Origin of the sequence: Mycobacterium sp., from assembly GCF_039583785.1 — a bacterium.
Taxonomy (GTDB): domain Bacteria; phylum Actinomycetota; class Actinomycetes; order Mycobacteriales; family Mycobacteriaceae; genus Mycobacterium.
The window spans coordinates 19,776-44,347 of record NZ_JAVKSG010000031.1; the positions used below are offsets into that span (position 1 = coordinate 19,776).

23 protein-coding genes, 1 tRNA gene and 1 other RNA gene are annotated in these 24,572 nt (G+C 65.1%); 12 read left to right on the forward strand and 13 right to left on the reverse strand.

Annotation, left to right across the window (positions count from 1 at the left end):
- The first annotated feature begins 106 nt into the window (after positions 1–106).
- On the forward strand, positions 107–847 hold the full coding sequence (locus ABDV69_RS11555; RefSeq protein ID WP_343574415.1) for an Rv3717 family N-acetylmuramoyl-L-alanine amidase: 741 nt from the start codon (positions 107–109) through the stop codon (positions 845–847).
- On the opposite strand, the gene ABDV69_RS11560 is transcribed toward ABDV69_RS11555, so the two are convergent.
- From ABDV69_RS11560 to ffs, 4 genes are all read right to left on the reverse strand, one after another.
- The gene (locus ABDV69_RS11560; protein ID WP_343574362.1) at positions 844–1,281 is read right to left on the reverse strand and encodes an SRPBCC family protein; all 438 of its coding nucleotides are present in this window, start codon (positions 1,279–1,281) and stop codon (positions 844–846) included. The genes ABDV69_RS11555 and ABDV69_RS11560 overlap by 4 nt on opposite strands.
- 72 nt (positions 1,282–1,353) lie before the next feature.
- Positions 1,354–3,183 (reverse strand): DNA polymerase III subunits gamma/tau, encoded by a 1,830-nt coding sequence (locus tag ABDV69_RS11565; RefSeq protein ID WP_343574365.1) that lies wholly within the window; start codon positions 3,181–3,183, stop codon positions 1,354–1,356.
- A 273-nt stretch (positions 3,184–3,456) separates the two neighbouring features.
- Entirely contained in the window at positions 3,457–4,746 is a 1,290-nt protein-coding gene (locus tag ABDV69_RS11570; RefSeq protein ID WP_343574367.1) for an aminotransferase class I/II-fold pyridoxal phosphate-dependent enzyme, read from the reverse strand.
- A 34-nt stretch (positions 4,747–4,780) separates the two neighbouring features.
- An RNA gene (gene ffs / locus ABDV69_RS11575) (signal recognition particle sRNA small type) lies at positions 4,781–4,877 on the reverse strand.
- A 100-nt stretch (positions 4,878–4,977) separates the two neighbouring features.
- Here ffs and ABDV69_RS11580 point away from each other — a divergent pair.
- The 3 genes from ABDV69_RS11580 to ABDV69_RS11590 all read left to right on the forward strand — a co-directional run bounded on the left by ABDV69_RS11580 (position 4,978) and on the right by ABDV69_RS11590 (position 6,986).
- Positions 4,978–5,063: transfer RNA gene (locus tag ABDV69_RS11580), tRNA-Ser, on the forward strand.
- 76 nt (positions 5,064–5,139) lie between these two features.
- Positions 5,140–5,886 carry a hypothetical protein gene (locus ABDV69_RS11585; protein WP_343574370.1) on the forward strand — a complete coding sequence of 249 codons (747 nt, stop codon included), beginning with the start codon at positions 5,140–5,142 and terminating at the stop codon, positions 5,884–5,886.
- A 38-nt stretch (positions 5,887–5,924) separates the two neighbouring features.
- Positions 5,925–6,986, forward strand: a complete 1,062-nt coding sequence (locus ABDV69_RS11590; RefSeq protein ID WP_343574373.1) for a dihydrodipicolinate reductase — start codon at positions 5,925–5,927, stop codon at positions 6,984–6,986.
- Here the strand turns inward: ABDV69_RS11590 and ABDV69_RS11595 are convergent.
- The gene (locus tag ABDV69_RS11595; protein ID WP_343574376.1) at positions 6,983–7,312 is read right to left on the reverse strand and encodes a DUF732 domain-containing protein; all 330 of its coding nucleotides are present in this window, start codon (positions 7,310–7,312) and stop codon (positions 6,983–6,985) included. The genes ABDV69_RS11590 and ABDV69_RS11595 overlap by 4 nt on opposite strands.
- A 229-nt stretch (positions 7,313–7,541) precedes the next feature.
- Between ABDV69_RS11595 and ABDV69_RS11600 the strand changes: the two genes are divergently transcribed.
- Together ABDV69_RS11600 and ABDV69_RS11605 are read left to right on the forward strand one after the other, a co-directional pair.
- A complete protein-coding gene (locus ABDV69_RS11600; protein WP_343574379.1) occupies positions 7,542–8,099 on the forward strand; it encodes an MmpS family transport accessory protein in 558 nt (185 codons plus the stop codon).
- Positions 8,096–11,026: an MMPL family transporter gene (locus tag ABDV69_RS11605; RefSeq protein ID WP_343574382.1), complete on the forward strand. Its 2,931-nt coding sequence runs from the start codon at positions 8,096–8,098 to the stop codon at positions 11,024–11,026. The genes ABDV69_RS11600 and ABDV69_RS11605 overlap by 4 nt, the downstream gene beginning before the upstream one ends.
- A 96-nt stretch (positions 11,027–11,122) precedes the next feature.
- Here the strand turns inward: ABDV69_RS11605 and ABDV69_RS11610 are convergent, their stop codons facing one another.
- Positions 11,123–14,053 carry an RND family transporter gene (locus tag ABDV69_RS11610; protein WP_343574385.1) on the reverse strand — a complete coding sequence of 977 codons (2,931 nt, stop codon included), beginning with the start codon at positions 14,051–14,053 and terminating at the stop codon, positions 11,123–11,125.
- The gene (locus tag ABDV69_RS11615; RefSeq protein ID WP_343574387.1) at positions 14,050–14,496 is read right to left on the reverse strand and encodes an MmpS family protein; all 447 of its coding nucleotides are present in this window, start codon (positions 14,494–14,496) and stop codon (positions 14,050–14,052) included. Before ABDV69_RS11615 ends, ABDV69_RS11610 begins: the two co-directional genes overlap by 4 nt.
- A 144-nt stretch (positions 14,497–14,640) precedes the next feature.
- Between ABDV69_RS11615 and ABDV69_RS11620 the strand changes: the two genes are divergently transcribed.
- Positions 14,641–15,330: a TetR family transcriptional regulator gene (locus ABDV69_RS11620; RefSeq protein ID WP_343574388.1), complete on the forward strand. Its 690-nt coding sequence runs from the start codon at positions 14,641–14,643 to the stop codon at positions 15,328–15,330.
- A gap of 3 nt (positions 15,331–15,333) precedes the next feature.
- Here the strand turns inward: ABDV69_RS11620 and ABDV69_RS11625 are convergent, their stop codons facing one another.
- Complete coding sequence (locus ABDV69_RS11625; RefSeq protein WP_343574390.1) at positions 15,334–15,843, reverse strand: DUF5078 domain-containing protein; 510 nt, start codon at positions 15,841–15,843, stop codon at positions 15,334–15,336.
- Positions 15,844–15,943: 100 nt separating this feature from the next.
- Here ABDV69_RS11625 and ABDV69_RS11630 point away from each other — a divergent pair, with 100 nt between their 5' ends.
- Positions 15,944–16,798 (forward strand): phytanoyl-CoA dioxygenase family protein, encoded by an 855-nt coding sequence (locus tag ABDV69_RS11630; RefSeq protein ID WP_343574417.1) that lies wholly within the window; start codon positions 15,944–15,946, stop codon positions 16,796–16,798.
- Positions 16,799–16,837: 39 nt separating this feature from the next.
- Positions 16,838–17,476, forward strand: coding sequence for a cutinase family protein (locus ABDV69_RS11635; protein ID WP_343574393.1), 639 nt, complete (start codon positions 16,838–16,840; stop codon positions 17,474–17,476).
- 81 nt (positions 17,477–17,557) lie between these two features.
- Here ABDV69_RS11635 and ABDV69_RS11640 read toward each other — a convergent pair whose 3' ends face one another.
- Positions 17,558–18,259 carry a GAF and ANTAR domain-containing protein gene (locus ABDV69_RS11640; RefSeq protein ID WP_343574396.1) on the reverse strand — a complete coding sequence of 234 codons (702 nt, stop codon included), beginning with the start codon at positions 18,257–18,259 and terminating at the stop codon, positions 17,558–17,560.
- Positions 18,260–18,494: 235 nt separating this feature from the next.
- Entirely contained in the window at positions 18,495–19,535 is a 1,041-nt protein-coding gene (gene ligD / locus ABDV69_RS11645) for a non-homologous end-joining DNA ligase (RefSeq protein WP_343574398.1), read from the reverse strand.
- 194 nt (positions 19,536–19,729) lie between these two features.
- Here ligD and ABDV69_RS11650 point away from each other — a divergent pair, with 194 nt between their 5' ends.
- The 3 genes from ABDV69_RS11650 (at position 19,730) to ABDV69_RS11660 (ending at position 21,496) form a co-directional block, all read left to right on the forward strand.
- A complete protein-coding gene (locus ABDV69_RS11650) occupies positions 19,730–19,966 on the forward strand; it encodes an antitoxin (RefSeq protein ID WP_343574399.1) in 237 nt (78 codons plus the stop codon).
- Entirely contained in the window at positions 19,959–20,309 is a 351-nt protein-coding gene (locus ABDV69_RS11655; RefSeq protein ID WP_343574402.1) for a type II toxin-antitoxin system PemK/MazF family toxin, read from the forward strand. The genes ABDV69_RS11650 and ABDV69_RS11655 overlap by 8 nt, the downstream gene beginning before the upstream one ends.
- Before the next feature lie 104 nt (positions 20,310–20,413).
- A complete protein-coding gene (locus ABDV69_RS11660) occupies positions 20,414–21,496 on the forward strand; it encodes an ATP-dependent DNA ligase (protein WP_343574404.1) in 1,083 nt (360 codons plus the stop codon).
- A 61-nt stretch (positions 21,497–21,557) separates the two neighbouring features.
- Here the strand turns inward: ABDV69_RS11660 and ABDV69_RS11665 are convergent, their stop codons facing one another.
- The 3 genes from ABDV69_RS11665 to ABDV69_RS11675 are packed head-to-tail and all read right to left on the reverse strand — an operon-like array spanning position 21,558 to position 24,337.
- Positions 21,558–22,463, reverse strand: coding sequence for a haloalkane dehalogenase (locus ABDV69_RS11665; protein WP_343574407.1), 906 nt, complete (start codon positions 22,461–22,463; stop codon positions 21,558–21,560).
- Between the two features lie 24 nt (positions 22,464–22,487).
- A complete protein-coding gene (locus tag ABDV69_RS11670) occupies positions 22,488–22,973 on the reverse strand; it encodes an NUDIX domain-containing protein (RefSeq protein ID WP_343574410.1) in 486 nt (161 codons plus the stop codon).
- A gap of 5 nt (positions 22,974–22,978) precedes the next feature.
- Positions 22,979–24,337 carry a wax ester/triacylglycerol synthase family O-acyltransferase gene (locus ABDV69_RS11675; RefSeq protein WP_343574412.1) on the reverse strand — a complete coding sequence of 453 codons (1,359 nt, stop codon included), beginning with the start codon at positions 24,335–24,337 and terminating at the stop codon, positions 22,979–22,981.
- Positions 24,338–24,572 lie beyond the last annotated feature (235 nt).

A 24,572-nucleotide genomic window follows, 5' to 3' on the forward strand; every position in this document is an offset into this window, starting at 1 on the left:
CTTGCGTATCGGTATCGACTTGGTTTCGCCTGCGGCGTGCGGGCGGTCAGAGCTCCAAGCGTAGCCGCCGCCGGGCTACCGTAGCGCCGTGCACACATCTCGTCGCCTGCGTGTCGGAGCCGCTGCCGCGTTGGCCGCGGTCGCCGTCGTCGCACCGGCTCCGCCGAGCGCGATCGCCGCACCCGGCAGCATCGCCGGCATGATCGTGTTCCTCGATCCCGGACACAACGGCGCCAACGACGCATCCATCAGCCGCCAGGTGCCCACCGGTCGCGGTGGCACCAAGAACTGTCAGGCCAGCGGTACCACGACCAACGACGGCTACCCGGAGCACACTTTCAGCTGGGACACCACCTTGCGTGTCCGCGCCGCGCTCAACGCGCTGGGCGCACGGACCGCCATGTCACGCGGCGACGACTCCACGGTCGGCCCCTGCGTCGACCAACGCGCTGCGATGGCCAACGCGCTGCACCCGAACGCGATCGTCAGCATCCACGCCGACGGCGGTCCGTCGGGCGGACGAGGGTTCCACGTCAATTACTCCGCGCCGCCACTCAACCAGGCCCAGGCCGGGCCCTCGGTGCAGTTGGCCCGCGTCATGCGCGACCAGATGCAGGCCTCAGGCATCCCGCCGGCCAGCTATATCGGCCAGGACGGCCTGTACGGGCGGTCGGACCTGGCCGGGCTGAACCTGGCGCAGTACCCGTCGGTCCTGGTCGAGTGCGGCAACATGAAGAACCCGGTCGATTCGGCGCTGATGGAGAGCCCCGAGGGACGGCAGAAGTACGCCGACGCGATCGCGAGGGGTGTCGCAGCGTTCCTGGGCGGCCAGGCCGCCGCCCGCTAGCCTTCGATTTCCCGCTTCAGGTTGGCCAGCACCTCGCCCTGGATCTTCTTCAACCCGAGCGGCGCGAACGTCTTCTCGAAGAAGCCCTTCACCCCTGCGGCACCGGTCCACGTGGTGGTGACGGTGACGCTCGAACCGGGGCCCGCAGGAGCCACCGTCCAATTGGTGACCAGCGTCGAGTTGGCGTCCTTTTCGATGACGGCGTGACCGGCGACGTCGACGCTGGCCTTGATGTCACGGACTCGCGACTTGGTGGCCTGCAGCTTCCAGCTGGCGACGGTTCCCTGACCCTGCCCGCCCTCGAGTACCCGGTAGTCGTGGTAGTGCGACGACAGGATTTTGGGTCGGACGTCGCGGTAGTCGGCAACGGCCGACAGCACGGTGGCGGGCTCAGCGTTGATCAGGATCGTGCTGGCTGCACTGACGTGTCCCATTAGACGTAACTCCTCTGTGCGGGCGTGATCCTCGCCGATCAGCGTATAGGTGGTCGCTCGAGCCCCAGGCGCTCAGCCCTTGTCGATGCGGCGCGCTCCCAGTTCGTTCTGCAGCAGCTCGAGAGCGGCTTCTTCGGGGTCGCGGCGGGGTGTCAGCTCGTCGTCCTGGTTGGCCTCGGCGAGCATGCTCTCCTCTTCGGCCCGCTGATGCGATTCGTCCTCGACGGCCGGCTCGGTCGGCGGCGGCGGAACCACCCGACGCGGACGCTCGATCGGGGGCGGCGGCGCGGGCGGGGCTTCTGGTGCCGCCGCCACGGCCGATCCGCCGGCTTCGCAGCGCACCCGCCAGTTCACGCCCAGGGCATCCTTGAGTGCCTCGGCGATGACATCGGCGTTGCGTTGTTCGCTGAGCCGCTTGGCCAGCGGCGCCGACTCGTGGCTCAGCACCAGTGTGTTGTCCTCGACCGCGCGGACCGTGGCACCGGCCAGCATCACCTCGGTGGTCCTGCTGCGCTGACGGACCTTGTCGCGCACCGTCGGCCATAGGGTACGCACCGCGGCGGCGTTCGGTTCGGCCGAACCCACGGCGGCGGGGGCCTCTTCGACAGCGGGCTCACTCGTGGGCGGCGCAGGCTCGGGAGTCGGCTCGGCTGCGACGACCGGCGGGGGTGCGGGTGTCGACGGTTTGGCGGCCGACGGCCGTACGAAGGTGGGCTGCTGCGCCGGCTGCTCCCCGGCCGGGATGGACATGTCCAGCCTGGTCTCGATCCGCTCGACCCGTTGCAGCAGAGCCGATTCGGCGTCGCTGGCCGACGGCAGTAACAGCCGCGCGCAGATCACCTCGAGTAGCAGGCGGGGTGCCGTCGCCCCGCGCATCTCGGTCAGCCCGGCGTGCACCACCTCGGCATAGCGGGTCAGCGTCGCCGGTCCCAGCCGGGCCGCCTGCTCACGCATCCGGTCCAGTACGTCTTCCGGGGCATCGACCACGCCGCGGGAGATGGCATCCGGAACTGCTTGCAGAACAAGCAAATCGCGGCACCGCTCCAACAGATCGGTGGCGAATCGCCGCGGATCGTGGCCGGCGTCGATCACCGACTCCACCGCCCCGAACAGCGCCGCGGCATCCACGGCGGCCAGCGCGTCGACGGCCTCGTCGATCAGCGCCACGTCGGTCGCGCCCAACAGCCCCAGCGCCCGCTGATAGCTGACCCGGTTACCTTCGGCGCCGGCCAGCAACTGGTCGAGCACCGACAGGGTGTCGCGAGGCGAACCGCCGCCGGCCCGGATCACCAACGGATAGACGGCGTCGTCGACGACCACGTCCTCCTGCGCGCAGATCCGCTCGACCAGCCCTCGCATGGTCCGCGGGGCCAGCAGCCGGAACGGATAGTGGTGGGTCCGCGAGCGGATCGTCGGCAATACCTTCTCCGGCTCGGTGGTGGCGAAGACGAAGATCAGGTGGTCGGGCGGCTCCTCGACGATCTTGAGCAGTGCGTTGAATCCGGCCGTGGTCACCATGTGCGCCTCGTCGACGATGAACACCCGATAGCGCGACTGGGCCGGCGCGTAGAACGCCCGGTCGCGCAGTTCGCGGGTGTCGTCGACACCACCGTGGCTGGCCGCGTCGAGTTCGACGACGTCGATGCTGCCGGACCCGTTGGGCGCCAGCCCGATGCACGAGTCGCAGACCCCACAGGGTGTGGCTGTCGGCCCCTGCTCGCAGTTCAGCGAGCGGGCCAGGATGCGCGCCGAGGAGGTCTTGCCGCAACCGCGCGGACCGGAGAACAGGTAGGCGTGATTGATGCGGCCGGCGGTCAGCGCGGTCGACAGTGGCTCGGTGACATGTTCTTGTCCCACCACTTCGGCGAAGGTCGCGGGGCGGTACTTGCGGTAGAGAGCCATTGGTCAGAGGCTACCCAGCCCGTCCGACGATGCGAACCCCGAAGGGTTCGCTGAGAAGGCGGGCCATCGAGTGTGCGCCCACGGCGTCGAGAGTGCGCGCAGGGCGGGATCTGGTCGGATTTTCCGCCCTGGAGTCACTCTCGAAGCCGTCAGTGCACACTCGACGCGGACAGACGCCTACCCATACACCGCTGTCGAGCTATTGCGACGAGGTGAATGTCGTGTGAGCTGACGACCCGCCCGGTTCGAACGTCGTCGCCGAAGGACGCAGGGTCAGCGCGCGCCATTCAGCAGCGCCTCAGACGCCGACAGCAGGGCGCAGGTGGCCAGGCCGTCGATCGCGTCCCGCAGATCCGACTCGGGCGGGAACGTCGGCGCAATCCGGATGTTCTTGTCGTCCGGGTCTTTCCGGTACGGGAACGACGCACCTGCCTCCGTGACCGCGATACCGGCGTCCTTGGCCAGCGCGACGGTGCGCTTGGCTGTGCCGGGCAGCACGTCGAGGCTGATGAAGTAGCCACCCTCGGGCTTGGTCCACGATGCGATCTTCGAGTCGCTCAGTCGCTGGTCCAAAATCTCCAGTGCCAGCGCAAATTTCGGCGCCAACACGTGCTGATGACGCAGCATCTGCAACCGGACACCATCGGCGTCGCTGAAGAAGCGCAGGTGCCGCAACTGGTTGACCTTGTCGGGGCCTATCGACTTCTTCCCCGCATACTGCAGGTACCAGGCGATGTTGCCCAGAGATCCGCCGAAGAAGCTGACGCCTGCACCAGCGAAGGTGATCTTCGACGTCGACGCGAAGACGTAGGGCCGGTTGGGGTTGCCCGCAGCCGCGGCCAGGCCCAGCACGTCGATAGGGCGGGGGAAGTCCGTCGTCAGCGTGTGCACCGCGTAGGCGTTATCCCAGAACAACCGGAAATCATCGGCGGCCGTGCGCATTTGGACGAGCCGCCGGACCGTCTCCCACGAATAGCTCAGGCCAGTCGGGTTGGCGAACACCGGGACCGCCCACAGACCTTTGATGGCCGGGTCGACCGCGACCAGCTCTTCGATCACGTCGACGTCGGGTCCGTCCTCGCGCATCGGGATCGGGATCATCTCGATGCCGAGCGTCTCGGTGATGGCGAAGTGCCGGTCGTAGCCGGGCACCGGGCACAGGAACTTGACCTGGGGCTCGTCTTTCCAAGGGCGCGGGGAATCGGCCCCACCGTAGAGCATCGAGAACACGATCACGTCGTGCATGAGCTCGAGGCTGGCGTTGTTGCCGGCGATCAGATTCTGCACCGGAATGCCGAGCAACTCTCCGAAGATCGCCCGCAGTTCGGGGAGGCCGTGCTGCCCGCCGTAGTTGCGGACGTCGGTGCCGTCGCCGTCGCGGTAGTCAGGGCCGGGCAGGCTCAGCAGGGCGTTGGACAGATCGAGTTGCGCGCTACAGGGCTTTCCCCGGGTCAGATCCAGTGCCAGCTTCTTGGACTGCAGGTCGGCGTAGTCCTGTTGGTGCCGGGCATGCACTGCCTCGAGGTCGTCGCGACCAAGGGAGCTGAACGAGCCGTACGACACGATCCGCCTTCCGACGTTGCACTGCGGGTTTCTTGGGTAGGGGACCCCGCGCACCCGCCAGAGCCCATTGACCCTTGCTGCCTTCCGGCCCTGGGGGAGTTCACAGGATAGACGCCGCGCGGGGTCCAACCAGAGTCTAGTACCCGGGCGGGAAGCCGTAGCCCGCCTCCTCCGGTCCCCTGGCTGGACGACCCCTGACCTCGGTTTGACTGCCCGGCTACCATTGCCGACGGAGGATTCGCCTAGTGGCCTATGGCGCTCGCCTGGAACGCGGGTTGGGTTAATAGCCCTCGCGGGTTCAAATCCCGCATCCTCCGCGCCGAGTCCAGAGGACGACCAGGCCCGATTGATATAGGGTCTGGTCGCTTCTGGATTATCAGCTCGAGGAGGAGCATGGGACGCAGGGCCACCATTTTCTGGCACGCGGCGCTCTCGGTCGCCGCCGGCGTCCTCTACTTCTTCTTCGTGCTACCGCGTTGGCCCGAGTTGATGGGCGACACATCACACGGTCTGGGCACGGTGGCCCGGATTGCCGCCGGCATCTTGATTGCGCTGGCTGCGCTTCCGGTCGTGTTCACGCTGTTGGAGTCGCGCAAGCCCGAGTTCGGCACGCCCGCCCTGGCACTGACGCTGCGGACCTGCTCGATCGTGGCGCATGTGCTGGCCGGAGTGCTGATTGTCGGCACCGCGATCAGCGAGATCTGGTTGAACCTGGACCGCGTGGGTCAGTGGCTGTTCGGCGTCTACGGCGCCGCGGCAGCGGTCGCGCTGCTCGGTATCGCCGGGTTCTACCTGTCGTTTGTCGCCGAGTTGCCGCCGCCACCGCCGAAACCGCTGAAGCCCAAGAAAGAGAAGAGGCCACGCCGGCGTCGCCGCAAGAAGGACGACGAGACCGACGACATCGTGAACGACGACGCTGACGACACCCAGGACGACGACGCCGACGACGACGCTGACTCTGAAATGGACGACGAGGCCGACGAGAGTGCCGAAGCCGAGGCAACGGCAGAACAACCCGAGTCGACGGCCGACGAGGACACCGTCGCAGCCGAGTCCAGCGGACTCCGCAACCGGCGCCCGTCCGGCAAGGTGTCACAACGTCGTCGGCGTTCGCGCCGCGGTGTCGCCGTCGACGAATAAGCCTGTCCGGTCGGCCCCCGGTTCCCTATGCTGAGCGAGTGCCAGACACCTATCGCGTAGTTCAGTGGAACACCGGAAATGTCGGCAAGAGCTCCCTCGCATCGATCGCGGACAACCCGTTGCTCGAACTGGTCGGCTGCTACGCCTGGTCACCGGAGAAGGCGGGCCGTGACGCCGGCGAGCTGGTCGGCATCGCGCCGCTGGGGATCGCCGCCACCAACGACGTCGACGCGGTGCTCGCGTGCAAGCCGGATTGCGTTGTCTACAACCCGATGTGGATCAACGTCGACGAGCTGGTCCGCATCCTGTCCGCCGGCATCAACGTCGTGACCACGGCGTCCTTCATCACCGGGCGCAACCTCGGCGACGGCCGCGACCGGATCGTCGAAGCGTGCGAGAAGGGCGGCTCGACGATCTTCGGCTCCGGCGTGAGCCCGGGCTTCGCCGAGTTGCTGGCCATCGTCTCGGCGATGGTGTGCAACCGGGTCGACAAGGTGACCGTCAACGAAGCCGCCGACACCACCTTCTACGACTCACCGGAGACCGAGAAGCCGGTTGGGTTCGGTCAGCCGATCGACCACCCGGACCTGCAGGCCATGGCGGCCAAGGGCACCGCGATCTTCGGCGAGGCCGTCGCGCTGGTCGGCGACGCGCTCGGCATCGAGCTGGACGACATTCGCTGTGAGGCCGAATTCGCCCAGACCACAGCGGATTTGGAGATGCAATCGTGGACCATCCCGGCGGGACACGTGGCCGGCGTCTACATCAGCTGGCAGGGAATCCTGGACGGCAAGACCGTCATCGACCTGAACGTGCGGTGGCGCAAAGGCCAGACCCTGGAGCCGGATTGGAAGATCGACGGCGACGGCTGGGTGATCCAGGTCGACGGGCAGCCCACGGTGACCACCAAGGTCGGCTTCCTGCCGCCACCGTATTTCGAGGCGACCACGATCGAGGAATTCATGGACCTCGGCCACATCATGACGGCACTGCCGGCGATCAATGCGATTCCCGCCGTGGTTGCCGCAGCGCCGGGGATCGCGACCTACGCGGACCTGCCGCTGACCCTGCCGCGAGGCTTCTTGACGGTCAAAACCTAACGCGCGGGAATGTTCTGCAACTTGCCCTGGAGGTCGGGGCAGTACTGGGCGACGGCGCTACCCAGGAACTCGTACGTCTGGACCTGCGTGGTGCCCCGGGGCAGGTTGTTGGAGAGGAAGTGCGCCGAGGCTGCCGCGTCGGGATCGACGCCCACAGCCAGCCGGTGGCAGGCGATCTTGGCGATGTAGGGGTTGTAGTCGTGTGGCCCGTAGATGCCGTACCGGCCGATTTGGTTGTCGAAATCGGTGTCCGGGTCGGCCCATGCCGGCGCGGACATCGAGATTGCCGCGGCGACCGCGGCGACCGCAACACCCGTGAGCTTCATGGGCTGTATCCTACCTTTCTGGATTCCACCTTTGTTGAGTCTGCGTTCGCTCACCGTCATTGCTCTCTTTCGACCCGCCGAGCCACCAGCCCGGGCTCGCGTTGCGGTCTTCTGATGACCGCCTGCCCAGTTTTCTTTCTGGTCGCCTATTCAGATTAGAGTAGCTAAGGTTACCTACAGGCTAATTAGTTGAGCACCCTTCGCCGCTGGTTAAGGAATTGAAGCGCCCATGACGACAACCGAACCCAGAACCGAGCCGCTGGCGACCCAGCCTTCGGGTGCCGGCGACGGCAAGCAGCCCACCCGCCGCCCGGCCAAACGGCGCGGTCTGTCCGGTCTGCTCACCCGGTTCTGGCTCGTTCTCACCCTCGCGGTTGTGGTAGCGCTCTCCGGATTCGTGGTCTCCCGACTGCACGGCATCTTCGGCGTTCACAGCGGTTCGTTCGGCGGCGGCACGTCGAATGAGGTCCTTGACCAATTCAACGCCAAGACCATCACCCTCGAGGTCTGGGGCTCACCGGGCAGCACGGCAACCATCAACTACCTCGACGAAAACACCCATCCGCAGCAGGCGCTCAACGTGCCTTTGCCCTGGAGCAAAGTTTTGAGTTCTACGAAGCCCGGCATCCCGGCCAACCTGGTGGCGCAAGGAGACGGTAGTTGGATCGCGTGCCGATTCGTCGTGAACAACCACGACGGGCGCGGTGACGTCATCAAGGCTCCGAATCACTCGCCTCCCAACGAAACAGTGAATGCCTTCGTCTACTGCCTGGACAAGACAGCATGAGCCAGACCAGCGAGGCTGCGCCGCGCGTCGAGCAGCCGCTGATCCCGCCGTTCCTGCCACGGATGATCCATCGGCTGGCGGTGCCGATCGTCCTAGTGTGGTTGGGCATTGTCTTCGTCACCAACACCGTGTCGCCTCAGCTGGAGGTGGTCTCCAAAAACCACTCGGTCTCGCAGAGCTCGAAAGACTCGCCGGCCTTCCAGTCGATGATGCACGTCGGAAAGACGTTCAAAGAGTTCGATTCCGACAGCTCCGCCATGATCCTGCTGGAGGGCGACAAGCCGCTGGGGGCGGAAGCGCACCGCTATTACGACGAGATCGTCAAGCGACTCGAGCAAGACAAGAAACACGTTCAGCACGTCCAGGATTTCTGGAGTGATCCGCTGACCGCCGCGGGCTCCCAGAGCCACGACCAAAAGGCCGCGTACGTCCAAGTCTATCTCGCGGGCAACATGGGCAGCGGCCTGGCCACCGAGTCCACCGAGGCCGTTCGCAAGATCGTCGACTCGGTGCCCGCGCCGCCGGGAATCAATGCCTACGTCACCGGCGCGGGTCCGCTGATCGCCGACCAGTCCCACGCGGGTGAGAAAGGCGTCGAGAAGGTCACTCTTGTCACCATCCTGGTGATCCTGGTGATGCTGCTGTTCGTCTACCGGTCGGTAAGCACCGTTTTGATCATGCTGACCATGGTCTTCATCGAGCTGGCAGCGGCTCGCGGTGTCGTCGCGACGCTGGGTAACTACGGCATCATGGGGCTTTCGACCTTCGCCAACAACATGCTGGTGCTGTTGGCGATCGCTGCCGGAACGGATTACGCGATCTTCATAGTCGGCCGCTACCACGAGGCCCGCGGTATGGGCGAGACCCGCGAAGAAGCGTTCTACACCATGTTCCACAGCACCGCACATGTTGTGCTGGGGTCGGGCCTGACCATCGCCGGCGCAATGTACTGCCTGAGCTTCTGCCGGTTGCCGTATTTCGAGTCACTGGGCGTGCCCTGTGCTGTCGGCATGCTGGTCGCGGTCTTCGCGGCGTTGACTCTGGGCCCGGCGGTGCTGGTGGTGGCGTCGTTCTTCAAGCTGATGGACCCGAAGCGACGGCTGCAGACCCAGGGCTGGCGTCGCATCGGCACCGCGATCGTCCGCTGGCCCGCACCGATTCTCGCGGTCACGATCGCGATCGCACTGGTCGGTCTGCTGGCCCTGCCGGGCTACGAAACGGACTACGACACCCGTCACTTCCTGCCGCCGGACACCCCGGCCAATGTCGGTTATACCGCCGCCGACCGGCATTTCGACCAGGCTCGGCTGAATCCCGAGCTGTTGATGATCGAGACGGATCACGACTTGCGTGATCCGGCCGACTTCCTCGTGCTGGACAAGGTCGCCAAAGCGATATTCCACATCCCCGGGATCGGTCGCGTGCAGACGATTACCAGGCCGCTGGGCACCCCACTGGATCACAGCACCCTCGGCTTCCAGATGGGCGCGCAGGCCGCGGGCCGGATCCAGACGCAGCACTACCAGGAAGAGCAGGCGAAAAACCTGCTGAAACAGGCAGGCGAGCTCCGCAAGACGATGGCTACTCTGCATGAGCAGATGCAGGTCACCCAGGACCTCAGCAACACCACGCACGAAACCACCAAGCTCACCAAAGAAACCGTGAAGATCACCGAGGAATTGCGCGACAACATCGCCAACTTCGACGACTTCTTCCGGCCGATCCGCAGCTACTTCTACTGGGAAAAGCACTGCTACGACATTCCGGCCTGCTGGACGCTGCGGTCCATCTTCAACGCGCTGGACGGCATCGACCAGGTGGCCGAGAACATCCAGAATCTCAGTGCGAATCTGGACAAGCTGGACCAGATTCAGCCGAAGCTGGTGGCGCTGATCCCGCCGCAGATCGCCAGCCAGCAAGCGAACCTCGACACCATCATGTCGAACTACGCGACCACCAAGGGTCTCAACGACCAGGCAAAAGCGCAGTCGGACAACGCAACTGCTCAAGGCGACGCGTTCGACAAAGCGAAGAACGACGACACGTTCTACCTGCCGCCGGAGGCGTTCAAGAGCCCCGATTTCGCGCGGGGCCTCAAACAGTTCATCTCCCCCGACGGGCATTCTGTTCGGTTGATCATCTCGCATGAGGGCGACCCGGCGACTCCTGAAGGCGTCAGCCACATCGCGCCGATCAAGCAAGCCGTGCACGAGGCGATCAAGGGCACCCCCTGGGAGGGCGCCAAGGTCTACCTGGGCGGTACCGCAGCGACCTACAAGGACATGCACGACGGCTCGAACATCGACCTGATGATCGCCGGAATTGCCGCGGCCACACTGATTTTCGTTATCATGCTGGTCATCACCCGAAGCGTTGTGGCGGCCGTCGTGATCGTCGGGACCGTGCTGCTGTCGCTGGGCGCATCTTTCGGCCTCTCCGTACTGCTCTGGCAATACATCCTGGGTGTCAAGTTGCACTGGATGGTGCTGGCGATGGCGATCATTCTGCTGCTGGCGGTCGGCTCGGACTACAACCTGCTGCTGATATCCCGGTTCAAGGAAGAAATCCACGCCGGGCTTAAGACCGGCACCATTCGCGCCGTGGCGGGCTCGGGGTCGGTGGTGACGTCGGCCGGTCTGGTGTTCGCCGCGACCATGGCCACGTTCATGTTCAGCCCGTTGCGGGTGATGGCCCAAGTGGGCACCACGATTGCGCTGGGTCTGTTGTTCGACACGCTGATCGTGCGATCGTTCATGACGCCGTCGCTGGCGACGTTGCTCGGACGGTGGTTCTGGTGGCCGCAGCACGTGCGTCCGCGCCCGGCCAGCACAATGCTGCGGCCGTATGGGTCGCGTCCCGCCGTGCGCGAGCTGATCCACCGTGATGTTGAAGACGAGACCGAAGCCGGAGTGGTGGAGAAGGTCTAATTACCCTTGCCGCTCACGCATTTGCGCGGGCTCATGGTCTGGAGGTAGCGCGACCCGTCGCTTCGAGTCGTTCACCCGATATCGCCGAACCGCTTGTCAGGCAGTCGTTTTCGGTAACGGCCCGGTGAGCGCTTGTTCGGGTTCGCCGAAACTGGTACCGAGCAGCGTCCGCACCGCCGGACGAGGCCCGCTGGGCCGCAACATGGTGCTGGCCGGCCGCGGCCGCACCTTGATCGGCCACCAGAACCAACGACCCAGTAACGCGGCGATGGACGGCGTCATGAACGATCGCACCACCAACGTGTCGAACAGCAGGCCGAGGCCGATGGTGGTACCCACCTGGCCGATGATGCGCAAGTCGCTGACGGCCATCGAGGCCATCGTGAACGCGAACACCAGGCCGGCATTGGTGACGACCTTGCCGGTGCTGCCCATCGCGCGGATGATCCCGGTCTTCAGACCCGCCGGGATCTCCTCTTTCAACCGGGAAATCAGCAACAGGTTGTAGTCGGATCCGACGGCGAGCAGCACGATCACCGACATCGCCAGCACCATCCAGTGCAGTTTGACGCCCAAGAGGTATTGCCAGACCAACACGGAGAGCCCGAACGAGGCGCCCAACGAGAGCGCCACCGTGCCCACGATCACCATGGCCGCGATCAGGCTTCGGGTGATGATCAGCATGATAATGAAAATCAGGCAGAGCGAACCGATTCCGGCGATCATCAGATCGTATTTAGAACCGTCCTTCCAGTCCTTGAAGGTGGCGGCGGTGCCGGCGAGATAGATCTTGGCGTCCTCCAGCGGAGTGCCCTTGAGCGCCTCCTCCGCGGCTTCTCTGATCTTGTCGATGCGCGCGATGCCCTCGGGCGACGCCGGATCGCCCCGGTGCGAGACGATCAACCGGGTCGCCTTGCCGTCGGGCGAGAAGAAGTTGTTCAACGCGCGCTTGAAGTCCTTGTTGCCGAACACTTCCGGCGGCAGATAGAACGAGTCGTCGTTTTTCGCCTGATCGAACGCATGACCCATCGCGTTCGCGTTGGCGGTCATGTCGTCCATCTGGTTGAAGATGCCGGACATGGTGCTGTGCATGGTCAACATCATGGTTCGCATGTTTTCCATGCTGTCGACCATCGGCGGGAACTCGGCGATCAGCTGCGGCATCAGCGCGTCCAGTTGACTGAAGTCGTTGGTCAATATCTGGAACTTCTCATCGATCTCGTCGATGCCGTCGACAGCGTCGAAGATCGAGCGCAGCGACGAGCAGATCGGGATGTCGTAGCAGTGCTTCTCCCAGTAGAAGTAACTGCGGATCGGCCGGAAGGTGTCCTCGAAGTTCGCGACGTCGTCACGCAGTTCTTCGGTGACGGCCTGCATTTCCCGTGTCTCGCCGATCATTTTGTGGGTGATGTTGTTGAGTTCGACCATGTGGCCGTACATCCGCCGCATTCGGTTCATGGTGTCTTCGAGTTCGTCGGCCTGCTTGAGCATGTCGTCCATCCGGGCCTTTTGGAACTTCATCGTCTGCACCTGGCCGGCATTTTGCATGCTCATCTGGAACGGGATCGACGTGTGTTCCATCGCGGTGCCCTCGGGACGCGTAATCGCCTGCACGCGTGAGACTCCCGGGACGCGGAAGATGCCCTTGGCCAGTTTGTCCAAGACCAGGAAGTCGGCCGGATCCCGCAGATCGTGGTCGGCCTCGATCATCATGACTTCCGGCATCAACCGGGCCTGGGAGAAGTGCCGTTCGGCCGCGTCGTATCCCTTGTTGGCGGCAATGTTGTGCGGGATGTACAGCCGGTCGTTGTAGCTGGTCTTGTAGCCGGGCAGGGCCAGCAGACCGATCAGCGCGATGCCGAGCGACGCGGCGAGAATCGGCAACGGCCAACGGACGATCGCGGTACCGATCCGCCGCCAGCCACGCGTCGAGATCCGACGTTGCGGATCGAACAACCCGAATCGACCGCCGACCACGATGACGGCCGGCACTAGAGTCAGCGCAACAGCGACCGCCACGACCATGCCCACCGCGCACGGGACACCGATGGTTTGAAAGTATGGCATCCGGCAGAAGCTCAGGCAGAACGTGGCACCGGCGATCGTCAGGCCGGACGCCAGCACCACATGGGCCACGCCGTGGTACGTCGTATAGAACGCCTCTTCACGAGTTTCGCCGTGTTGACGCGCTTCTTGATAGCGGCCGAAGAAAAAGATCGCGTAGTCGGTACCCGCCGCAATTCCCAGCGACACCAGCAGGTTGACGGCGAACGTCGAGAGACCGATGAGCTGGTGGTAACCGAGAAACGCGACAATGCCTCTGGCCGCGGTCAATTCGATGAAGACCGTGATCAGCAGCAGCACCACTGTCCACACCGAGCGGTACACCAGCAGCAGCATGGTGAAAATCACCAGCATCGTCACCATGGTGATTTTCACCAGCGTGTTGTCACCACTGTGGTGCATGTCCGACACCAGCGCCGAGGGGCCGGTCACATACGTCGTCACGCCCTTGGGTGCAGGTGTGTGGTCCACGATGTCGCGGACGGCCTTGACCGACTGTTCCGCCAGGGTGGTGCCCTGGTTGCCGGCCAGGTTGAGTTGGACGTATACCGCTTTGCCGTCCGGACTTTGGGCACCCGGCGCGGTAAGCGGATCGCCCCAGAAGTCCTGCACGTGCTGGATGTGCGACGGGTCGGCCCGCAGCTTTTTGATGATGCTGTCGTAGTAACGGTGGGCATCGTCGCCGAGCTTGCTGTCGCTTTCCAGGACAAGCATCGCGAAGTTGTCGGAGTCGGACTCCTTGAACTTCTTACCCGTGACCTCCATCGCCTGCACCGACGGAGCGTCCTTGGGGCTCAAGGAAACCTGGCGTTCTTCGGCGACCTTCTCCAGCGATGGCACGGCCACCGCCATCAGCACGATGAGGCCGATCCAGACGAAGATGATGGGTACCGCGAACCGGCGGATCAATTGTGGAATTCGTGGCGGTGCGGGGCCGGCGGCGCTGGTCCGATGGCTGGTCATGCGCCCTTGAGAACGCAGTAGGTAAACGCATTCACCTCATGGGAGACCCGCTCGGCCTTGACCACGTCGTCGATGATGATGCGGCAGCCCAGCATGTTGCTGTTGCCTTGCGCCACAATGTTTCCCACGACGGACGCCGCCTTCGTCGTCATGTTGAGGGTCCAGGGCAGCTTGGCGTTGTCCACATGCTGCGGATCGGCGTTGGTGTCGAAGTAGCCGATGTCCGCCGTGGTCCCGGGCGGGCCGTACACCTCGTAGGTGATCCGCTTGGGATTGAAAGGCTTGCTGTCGTCGGTCGCGCTGTCGGAATAGGAGGGGCGCTTCTCGGAGCCGAAGATGCCGTGGATGCGGGCCACGGTGAAACCCCCGAGCCCGACCACGATCACGATCACAAGCGGAATCCACGCCCGCTCCAGCACCCTGAGAATCGAAAACCCCTTCATTCCTGGTCGGCCACGACGAGTAAACTACGCCCACCCGCCGGATTGTCGACTCCTCAACCCTGCGGAACAGCGATTCCGAAATAACGCATGTTACGTGCGTAAACGGACGGTACCGGGTTCTGCAGCGGCCCGCAATGCGTCCGGGTGCGCTATCCTCGCGCGGTGCCGCAGCTCTCGTTCCAGCGCGCCCGCACCGCAGACAACAAGCGCCAGCGGGCAGCAGCGCTTGTCGAAGCCGCCCGCTCACTGGCGCTGGAATCCGGCGTCGCGGCGGTGACCCTGACCGCTGTCGCCAATCGGGCCGGCGTGCACTACTCCGCGGTGCGCCGGTACTTCACCTCCCACAAAGAGGTGCTGCTGAACCTTGCCGCCGAGGGGTGGGCCCGCTTCTCGGACACCGTCTGCGAGAGACTGCAAGAGCCGGGCCCGATGTCACCGGCTCGGGTCGCCGAAGCGCTGGCGTGCGGCCTGGCTGCCGACCCGCTGTTCTGCGACCTGATCGCCAATTTGCATGTGCACCTCGAGCACGAGGTCGAGCTTGAGCGGGTGCTGGAGTTCAAGGATGTCAGCAACGCCGCGGTGATCGCGCTGACGGACGCGATCGAGGACGCGCTGCCGGGGCTGGGCCGCTCGGGCGCATTCGACATCCTGCTCGCCGCGTATGCACTGGCTGCACCGATGTGGCAGATGGCGAACCCGCCGAAACGTCTCGCCGAGGAGTACGCGAAGCGCTCGGACGTCCCGCCCGACTGGAAGATCGACTTCAGCACCGCGTTGACGCGGCTGATCACCGCGACGTGCGTCGGCCTACTGGCCGAATCCGATCAGCGTTGACGGTTACGACCAGTTCCACACCGACATGTCGCCGCGCGGGTAGTTCTGGCAGTTCTCGGTTTCCTTGGCGACGACGCCCTTGTTGTTGAAGAAGATCTTCATGTGGTTGGGCCAGGCCAAATTCAGCGGATCGATCTGGGGAGCATAGAAGTTGGCGGAATACGCCCTGCGGTCCGCTGGCGACAACGAGTAAAACCAGTGCACCTTGTCCTGGGCGGCCTGGTTGACGTTCGGGTGATTGTTGTAGTCGATCATGTAGCGCTGGTAGTAGACCGGCGAATAATCGCGTGCGGCGGCGAGAAGTTGCTCGGCGTCGCAGGTCGTCGAGATCATCCGCCGAGGGATCGGGAAATCGTCGGTGGAGTCGTTAGACGAACAGCCATTGCACGGCGTGAACCCCGGATCGGCGGAGGCAACCCGCGGGAACGCGGTCGGCAGAGCGAGCACGGCGGCACTGAGAGCAAGCGCTACAAGTCCGGCGCGAACGGCCAGGCTCAGTCGGTGAAGACGCATTCGGCTACTATAACGCTCCGATCACGGCTGCGCCCAGGACCGCTTGCCGGCTGTCCGCTGAATGCGTGACGTCCGGGCAGGCGCGGCTTACTGTATGGGCATAGCTACCGAGGACGAGTCCGACACAACCCTGGAAGACCTGCGCGGTGATCTAGCGCTGCGCTACAAATGGGCGCCCAGCGGCGGCTCTGCGGTGGACCCGGCAGTCGTCGCAGCCGACGCGGCGGCGCTGGACCGCGACGGCTACGTCATCTGGGAAAACCTGCTCACCCCCGAGCAGTGCAGCCGGATCCGCGACGAGGTGACGCCCTGGCTCGGGCACACCGGACGCAACTCGTTCGAGGGACGGCGCACCCAGCGCATCTACAGCGTGCTGAGCCGGACCCGGGTGTGCGACCGGATCGCCGCCTTCCCGCGGGTGCTGGCCGCGCTGGATCGACTGCTGATGCCCAACTATCTGCTGTCGGCGCTGCAGGCGATCAACATTCAGCCCGGCGAGGCCGCCCAGTTGGCCCACCACGACGACGGCTTCTACCCGATCCCCCGTCCGCGGGAGCCGTTGGCCGCCGCGACGATCTGGGCGATCGACGACTTCACCGCCGACAACGGCGCGACGGTGCTCTACCCGGGCAGCCACCGCTGGGGCAAGCGGCGGCCCGGCCCGGCCGACGCGGCGATGCCCGTCGTGATGCCCGCCGGCTCGTGCGTGTTCTTCGTCGGCACGCTCTGGCACGGCGGCGGCGCCAACACCACCGCCGAGGACCGGCTGGCCGTCACCGCGCAGTACTGCCAGCCGTGGCTGCGGCCGATGGAAGCCTTCACCTTGTCGATATCCCGCGACATCGCCCGCGCGGTGTCCGACGACATCCGGCGCATGATCGGCTACAGCATCCACCCGCCGTTCGTCGGCGCGGTCGACGGTCTGCACCCGCTGCGGCTGCTGGAAGACCGGTAGCGCGCACGCCGCCGGTAGCGGGATGGCAACATTCCCTGCATGACTAGTCGCAGCGCGGCCCGCATCGTTGCCGGTGCGCCACTGATGGTTTTCGCCTTCTTCGCCGCTCCGGCGGTCACTCCGGTGGCCGCCGCGGACGGATGCCCGGACGCCGAAGTGGTGTTCGCCCGCGGCACCGGCGAGCCGGTCGGCCCGGGCGGACCCGGCCAGGCTTTCTACGACTCGTTGACGTCGCAGCTTCCCGGCAAGACCATAACGCTGTACCCGGTCAATTACCCGTCGACCACCGATTACGCCAACAGCGCCAAGGCCGGAGCCGCCGACGAGGTCGCCCACGTCGAGGGCACCGTCGCCAACTGCCCGAAGACCAAGATCGTGATCGGCGGGTATTCGCAGGGCGCGGGAGTGGCCGACCTGACCAGCCACCAGCTGCCGGCGCAGGACGCCAGTCACATCGCAGCCCTCGCCCTGTTCGGCAATCCGCAGAGCACCTACGCAAAAGGCCTGGCGGACGAACAGATTCCGGCGCTGGACCCGAGCTATGTGCCTAAGACGATCGACATCTGCCTGCCAGGAGACAACATCTGCGCCGAGGGCGGCAGCATCATCGCGCATTTGGGCTACGTCCCTGATGCGACCAACCAGGCCGCGACTTTCGTTGCGCAGAAGCTGCAGTAGCTACTTCGTGCGGTCGGTATCTTTGCTCGGCTGAACGCGTTTCGGCACTTCGGTCATCTTCGATGAGTCGTCGGCGCCGTGCTACTTCGGCCGTCGTTCGACGAACACGAGTTTGCGAGCGATCTCGTAGATGGGCGTGTTCGATTGCTGCGAGAGCTTTGTCAGCAGAGTGAAAGCCTGATTCGACGTGATCCCATGGCTCTCCATGACGATGCCCTTGGCCTGGCCGATAATGTCACGCGAAGCCAGTGCACTCCGGAATTCGTCGCTGCTGCGGGCAACGGCGAGTCCGACCGCCGCCTGAGCGGCCAGCGCCACGGCATGTTCCTCGACGTCAGGCGTGAAGGTGTCGACTTCGTCGGAGTACAAGTTGACGGTGCCGAGCTCGTTTTCGTTGGTGTAGAGCTGAATCGACAAACTCGAGCGCACGGGTGTCTGTTCGAGCAAAGCCGCGACGAAGTCGGGCCAACGCGTCTCCTTTTCATAGTCATCGACTTGGACGGTGCACTGGTTCCACAGCGATTCCAGGCACGGCCCTTGCTGATGCTTGTCCTGCAAGCTGTCGAGCGTTCTGGGGACCGCCCCGGTGGCAGCGACCGACTCGATTGTTCGGCGGCGGCGATTGACCACGAGCGTCACGCCGGCATGTGCCACCCCTGGCAGGATTTGGGTGGCGGTTTCGGTCACTCCGAGCAACAGTTGGTCAGAATCAAGATCACTGACCTGTTGACTCTGCAGGGTGCGGGCCAGCTGCGACAAAGCGGCATAGATGTCGTCACTCAATGCCCACTCCAGGATCGTCGGCGGACTAAGACTTATGTTTCAACGGCGCCCGACCCGCAGTATATCGATCGGCGATAGGGGGTATACCGCCGCGAGCGACGGAGATACCACAGTTGCCTCTGTTCTCCGCGCGAGGTGGTCAGCGGTGCGCAACTTCGGTGTTGAGAAGCCAGCATGGGGCCGCTGATCCCCGTCGACCTTTCGGGCGTGGGCCGATGTCAGCCAACGCACGGCGTCACTTTGAGTTGTGTTTCCTGCTCTGGTCGGTATCTTTGCTCGGCTGAACGCGTTTCGGCTCGCCGGGCATCTTCGGATAGTTGGGCGGATACGGCAGATCGCCGAGCCCGTTCTCCTCGTCGGCGGCTGCCAACTCCAGGAGCGGTTGGATCGACTGGCTGTTCGCGTCGATGTCGGCCCACGGGTCGTCGCGGTTGGCCACCAGGTCGGCCGCGGTGGCGATCGTGTAGTCATCCGGGTCCGCGGTCGCCAACTCGTCCCAGGTGAGCGGCATCGACACCGTTGCGATCTGGGTGCACCGCACCGAATACGCCGACGCGAACGTGCGGTCGCGGGCGTTCTGGTTGAAGTCCAGAAAAACACGCGCACCTCTTTTTTCTTTCCACCACGACGTCGTCACCGCATCCGGCGCGCGACGTTCGACCTCGCGGGCAAGCGCGATGCCGGCACGACGCACCGCGATGAAATCCCACTCGGGCTTGATCCGCAGGAACACGTGGATGCCGCGACCGCCGGACGTCTTGGGATAGCCCACCAGCCCGAGTTCGTCGAGCAACGGCCGCAACACATCGACGGCGACCAATCGTGCGTCGGCGAAACCGGTGCCCGGCTGCGGGTCCAGGTCGACCCGCAGTTCGTCGGGATGCTCGGTATCGGGGCAGCGGACCTGCCACGGGTGCAGCGTGATGGTGCCCATCTGCGCCGCCCACACGATCGCGGCCGGGTGGGTCACCCGTAGCGCGTCGGCGGTCCGCCCCGACGGAAAGGTGATCCGACAGGTCTCCAGGTAGTCGGGATGGTGACGCGGGATGCGCTTCTGGTAGATCTCCTTGCCGTCGATGCCGTCGGGGAAGCGCTGCAGGTGCGTCGGCCGGTCTTTCAGCAACGCCAGCATCGGGCCGGCGGCGACGGCCCGGTAATAGTCGACGAGGCTCCGCTTGGTGCCGCCCGACCCCAGCTTGGGGAAGTACACCTTGTCGGGGTTGGTCAGCCGGACGGCGATCCCGTCGACGTCGATTTCCTCCGCTGGCGATGCCATCTTCCGATTGCAGCACACGGTTCCAGCAAAATATGGCGATGTACCCCCGAGTTGGTGGCCGCGGCAGAGTTACCGCGGCGCTGCCACAGCAAACTCGGCCTGACCTCACGAGTGTGACGCGCTCAAGAAGCAGCGCGTCACATTGCCCGAAAGAAATAGGCGCCAATAAGTGGCTACATGCTAGGCTACTATTTGTGTCTACTTCAACGACTACCATCAGAGTTCCGGTCCAAACGCGTGACCGGCTTGCCGCCCAAGCCCGCGAGCGAGGTGTTTCTATTGCTGCCCTGCTCACCGAGCTCGCCACCCGCACGGAACACGAGGCGATCTTCCGCGCCGAACGCGACGCCACCCGCGCCGAGGCGGCGCTGCAAGCGGTACGCGAGGAGAACCGCGACTGGGACACCACGGGCGACGACGGCCTTGGCTGAACCGCGGCGCGGCGAACTGTGGCTCGTCGCCCTCGGCGCCGCGCGCACCGGCGAACCCGGCAAACATCGCCCCGCCGTCGTCGTCTCTATCGAGGAGATACTCGCCGGCATCAACGACGAACTCATCGTCGTAGTACCGGTGTCGAGCTCACTGACCCACAGCCCATTGCGGCCACCCATTTCACCCGCCGAAGGCGTAGACGCCGAAAGCGTCGCGGTCTGTCGCGGCATTCGCGCCGTCGCTCGCAGCCGTCTACTGGAGCGACTGGGCACACTGGCGCCCGACACAATGCACCAAATTGAACGCGGCCTCGCATTGGTTCTGGGCATCCACATCGTCTAAGCCGATGGCGCCGGGGATCGCGCGTCAGAAAATGACACGGAGTTTGGGGCGACGTCAAGTTCCTCCGCTGGATCTGCCAGATGCCGATTCAGCACAATATCGGGATGGACTTGCCTGTCATGCCGCCGGTTTCGCCGATGCTGGCCAAGTCGGTTGCCTCGATCCCACCCGATTTGTCCTACGAGCCGAAATGGGACGGGTTTAGATCCATCTGCTTCCGCGACACCGATCAGGTCGAGTTGGGCAGCCGCAACCAGAAACCGATGACCCGCTACTTCCCCGAACTGGTCGCCGCGGCTACCGCCGAGTTGCCGCAGCGCTGCGTGATCGACGGCGAGATCGTGATCGCCACCGATCAAGGCCTGGACTTCGAAGCGCTGCAGCAGCGCATCCACCCGGCCGACTCGCGGGTGCGGATGCTGGCCGAGAAGACACCGGCGTCGTTCATCGCCTTCGACCTGCTGGCCCTCGGCGACGACGACTACACCGGCCGGCCGTTCTCCGCGCGTCGCGAGGCCTTGGTCGAGGCGCTCGGCGGCTCGGGCCCGTCGTTTCACGTCACGCCTGCGACGACGGATCTGGGCACCGCACAGCGCTGGTTCGACGAGTTCGAGGGGGCCGGCCTCGACGGTGTGATCGCCAAGCCGCTGTCGATCACCTACCAGCCGGACAAGCGGATCATGTTCAAGATCAAGCACCAGCGCACCGCCGACTGCGTGGTCGCCGGTTACCGGGTGCACAAGTCCGGTGCCGATGCGATCGGCTCGCTGTTGCTCGGGCTGTACTCCGGAGACGGCACGCTGGCGTCGGTCGGCGTGATCGGCGCTTTCCCGATGGCCGAGCGGCGGCGGCTGTTCACCGAATTACAGCCGCTGGTAACCGGTTTCGACGAACACCCGTGGAGCTGGGCGGCTCACCAAGCCGGTGAACGCACACCCCGTAAGAACGAGTTCTCCCGCTGGAACGCCGGCAAGGACCTGTCGTTCGTGCCGCTGCGGCCCGAGCGGGTGGTGGAAGTCCGCTACGACCACATGGAGGGCGCGCGGTTCCGGCACACCGCGCAGTTCAACCGCTGGCGACCGGACCGCGAGCCGGCGTCGTGCACCTACGCGCAACTGGAGACCCCGGTGACAGTAAGCCTCGACGATATCGTTCCGGGCCTCGGCGCAACCGGGGAGACTGTCTGACATGAGCGCCTTCAACGAGCGCAATATCGCCGAGTTCCGCGCCAACCACGGACGGGTGGCGTCATCCGTTCAAGAAGGTCACCACGTAGCCCGCAAGTTCCTCGCCCGCGTCTTCCTGGAGGAAATGCCCGGCATTGCCCACCACCGGGTGATCGGTCCCCTGGGCGCCCGTCATCTCACGCTGCAGGATCGGCGCCATCCCACCGGTGATCGGGTCGCCGTCGCTGAACGCCACCAGCATCGGGGTGGGACTCGCAGTCAGCGTGGCCCAGGCGGCCCGGTTGGCCGCGGCGGCGGGATCGTCGGGCGACGTCGGCACCAGGCCCGGCATGGCCCGCGGCCCGGCGCAGTAGCTGTCGTCGGGAAACGGCGCGTTGTAGGCCGCGCGGACCTCGTCGCGCATCGGCCGGCGGCAGCCGCCCTCGACGAACCGGCCGACGTCGATCGACGGCGCGGTCTGGATCGCCTTGCGAAACTGCCACCAGATCTCCGGCATCGGAATGTCGCCGGTGGGCAACCCGGTGTTGGCGACCACCAGTCGGCTGAAGTGTTCGGGATGCTCGGCGGCCAGCCGCAGTCCGATCAGGCCGCCCCAGTCCTGCCCGACCAGCGTCACCCGCTGCAGACCCAGGTGATCGAACACCAGCTCGCGCATCCACTCGACGTGCCGGGCGTAGCTGTGGTCCTCGATACGAGTCGGTTTGTCCGAGCGCCCGAATCCCACCAGGTCGGGGCAGATGACGCGATGACCGGCAGCGGCCAGCACCGGGATCATCTTGCGGTACAGGAACGACCACGTCGGCTCGCCATGCAGCATCAGCACCGGGTCGGCGTCGGCGGGGCCGTCTTCCACCCAGGCCATCCGCAGCGTGCCGCCTTCGCCGTCGGACACATCGGAGTAGTGCGCGGCATAGCGGAATTCGGGTAAATCCGTGAATCGTTCGTCGGGTGTGCGCAGCGTCTGCATGCGTCTGAACATACGCCCCGTCGATCAGCCCTCCTGCTGCAGATCGGCCACACCCGGATCTGCCATCAGTTGGTCGAGGAGCGCGACCTGACCCGTCAGCAGCTTGACCCTGGCCCGCGCGACGGTAAACCACTCGACCCGGTCGACTTCCGGAAAGGACCTCATTTGCCCTGAGCCTCTTGGCCATTCGAGCTCGAAGGAGTTGCTGTGGGCGTCGGTAACATCGAGGTCGCCCAGTACCGCGAAGACGGTGACGACCTTGCCGCCGGATTGCCTGACCGGGGTCAGATCGATGCGCGGGCCGGCCGGTGGCGCCGACCCGACCTCTTCTTCGAACTCACGTTGCGCGGCCGCCCAGGGATCATCGCCGTCACCGTACTCACCCTTGGGGACCGACCAGGCGCCGTCGTCCTTGCGCGCCCAGAACGGCCCGCCCGGATGCACGATCAGGACTTCCACGACTCCGTCGCTCAGCCGATAGAGCAGCAGGCCCGCGCTGAGCTTGGGCACCAGAGTCAGACTCCGACCGTGCGTTCCAGATCCTTGAGCGAGGTTTCCAGGTGGCCGAGTAAGCGCTGCAGGTGTGGCACGCTTCGGCGGCAGCCGACCAGGCCGAAGTCGATGTTGTCGGCGTTGTTGACCATCGTGATGTTCAGCGCCTGGCCGTCCAGCGCGATCGACAGCGGGTAGTTGCCGTCGAGTCGGGCGCCGCCCCAGTACATCGGCTTGGTCGGACCGGGAACATTGGAGATGACGATGTTGAACGCTGGCGGTGCCGCCGAGGCGAAGCCCGGGAGCGCGGACAGTCCCAGCGGTCCGATCAGCGCCGCGGACAACGCATACGCCTGCAGCCTGGGCAGCTCGGAGAACACTTTTTTGTTGCCCCGCATCGACGCGCTGATCGCCTCCAACCGCTGCGCCGGATCGTCCACGTCGGTGGCCAAATTGCACAACAGCGCACCGACCTGGTTGCCGCCGCTGTCGGCGTCCGCGTTGGAACGCATGCTCACCGGAACCATCGCGATCAGCGGGTTGTCGGGCAACGCATGCTCGTCCTGCAGGTAATACCGCAGCGCGCCGGAGCACATCGCGAGGATGACGTCGTTGAACGTCACACCCGCGGCCGTCTTGACGGTCTTGAGCCGGTCCATCCCCCACGACTGGGCGGCGACTCGCCGCGCGCCGCCGATCGGCACGTTGAACATCGTGCGCGGCGCGGCGAACGGCAGGGTCAGCTGCTGTTCGAACAACGCGGCCCGCGCCAGCGTCCACGTCGAAGGGCCATATGCCGCAATGGCTCCGGCGATTTGTGACAGGCCCGGCCGGTTGGACTTCTGCACCTCCCGCTGACGCCTGGGCAAATCCCAAATCGCCGGCATGTCGGTGTCCTCGGGGTCTGCCCGCAACGTCCGCTGCATCAGCCGCAGCGCCGAGACACCGTCGATCAGCGAGTGATGGAACTTGCTGTAGAGGGCGAACCGGCCGTCGTTCAAGCCCTCGACGAAGTGGGCTTCCCACAGGGGGGCGTGCCGGTCGAGCAGGCTGCTGTGCCATCGCGATGTCAGCTCCAGCAGCTCCCGGACCCGTCCCGGTGACGGCAGCGCCGAGCGCCGCACATGGTACTCGACATCGACGTCCTCCGGGTCGTCATAGGTCCACGCCACGTTGGGAATTCCGCCGAACGTCCAGGCGGGGTGCTTGCGGAAGGTCGGCTGGAAGTTGCGGTTGGCGACAAGCTGATCGTGTGCCTCGCGGACGAACTCCGGCCCGGCGCCCTCTGGTGGCTGGAACAGCTGCAAACCGCCGACGTGCATCGGGTGCTCGCGTGATTCGATGGTTAAAAATACCGAGTCGAGGGGACTCATCAGTTCCATCAGTTCATCTAAGGCGCTGCCGACAGTCGCGGCCAGCGAATCAGCGAATCAGTTCGACTGGTGAACCATCCGCGCGGCGATCCTGGTGGATGCCGGTGAGATCCAACAGATTCTGAGTGCGCCGCTCCCCCACCGGCACCGCCCGGACGGCCGCTCTGCAGTGCGCGCGGCGCGTTGTTCATCGTTGAACCGATGTGCCAGGAGATCGGTTGGTAACGGCAACCCGAGACATCGC

Excerpts from the sequence above, each read along its gene's own strand:
- ABDV69_RS11560 (WP_343574362.1), bottom strand. The coding sequence starts at position 1,281 with ATGGGACACGTCAGTGCAGCCAGCACGATCCTGATCAACGCTGAGCCC.
- ABDV69_RS11665 (WP_343574407.1), bottom strand. The coding sequence starts at position 22,463 with ATGCAGACGCTGCGCACACCCGACGAACGATTCACGGATTTACCCGAA.
- ABDV69_RS11600 (WP_343574379.1), top strand. The coding sequence starts at position 7,542 with ATGACGACAACCGAACCCAGAACCGAGCCGCTGGCGACCCAGCCTTCG.
- ABDV69_RS11595 (WP_343574376.1), bottom strand. The coding sequence starts at position 7,312 with ATGAAGCTCACGGGTGTTGCGGTCGCCGCGGTCGCCGCGGCAATCTCG.
- ABDV69_RS11605 (WP_343574382.1), top strand. The coding sequence starts at position 8,096 with ATGAGCCAGACCAGCGAGGCTGCGCCGCGCGTCGAGCAGCCGCTGATC.
- ABDV69_RS11635 (WP_343574393.1), top strand. The coding sequence starts at position 16,838 with ATGACTAGTCGCAGCGCGGCCCGCATCGTTGCCGGTGCGCCACTGATG.
- ABDV69_RS11585 (WP_343574370.1), top strand. The coding sequence starts at position 5,140 with ATGGGACGCAGGGCCACCATTTTCTGGCACGCGGCGCTCTCGGTCGCC.
- ABDV69_RS11675 (WP_343574412.1), bottom strand. The coding sequence starts at position 24,337 with ATGGAACTGATGAGTCCCCTCGACTCGGTATTTTTAACCATCGAATCA.
- ABDV69_RS11565 (WP_343574365.1), bottom strand. The coding sequence starts at position 3,183 with ATGGCTCTCTACCGCAAGTACCGCCCCGCGACCTTCGCCGAAGTGGTG.
- ligD (WP_343574398.1), bottom strand. The coding sequence starts at position 19,535 with ATGGCATCGCCAGCGGAGGAAATCGACGTCGACGGGATCGCCGTCCGG.
- ABDV69_RS11610 (WP_343574385.1), bottom strand. The coding sequence starts at position 14,053 with ATGACCAGCCATCGGACCAGCGCCGCCGGCCCCGCACCGCCACGAATT.
- ABDV69_RS11625 (WP_343574390.1), bottom strand. The coding sequence starts at position 15,843 with ATGCGTCTTCACCGACTGAGCCTGGCCGTTCGCGCCGGACTTGTAGCG.
- ABDV69_RS11660 (WP_343574404.1), top strand. The coding sequence starts at position 20,414 with ATGGACTTGCCTGTCATGCCGCCGGTTTCGCCGATGCTGGCCAAGTCG.
- ABDV69_RS11615 (WP_343574387.1), bottom strand. The coding sequence starts at position 14,496 with ATGAAGGGGTTTTCGATTCTCAGGGTGCTGGAGCGGGCGTGGATTCCG.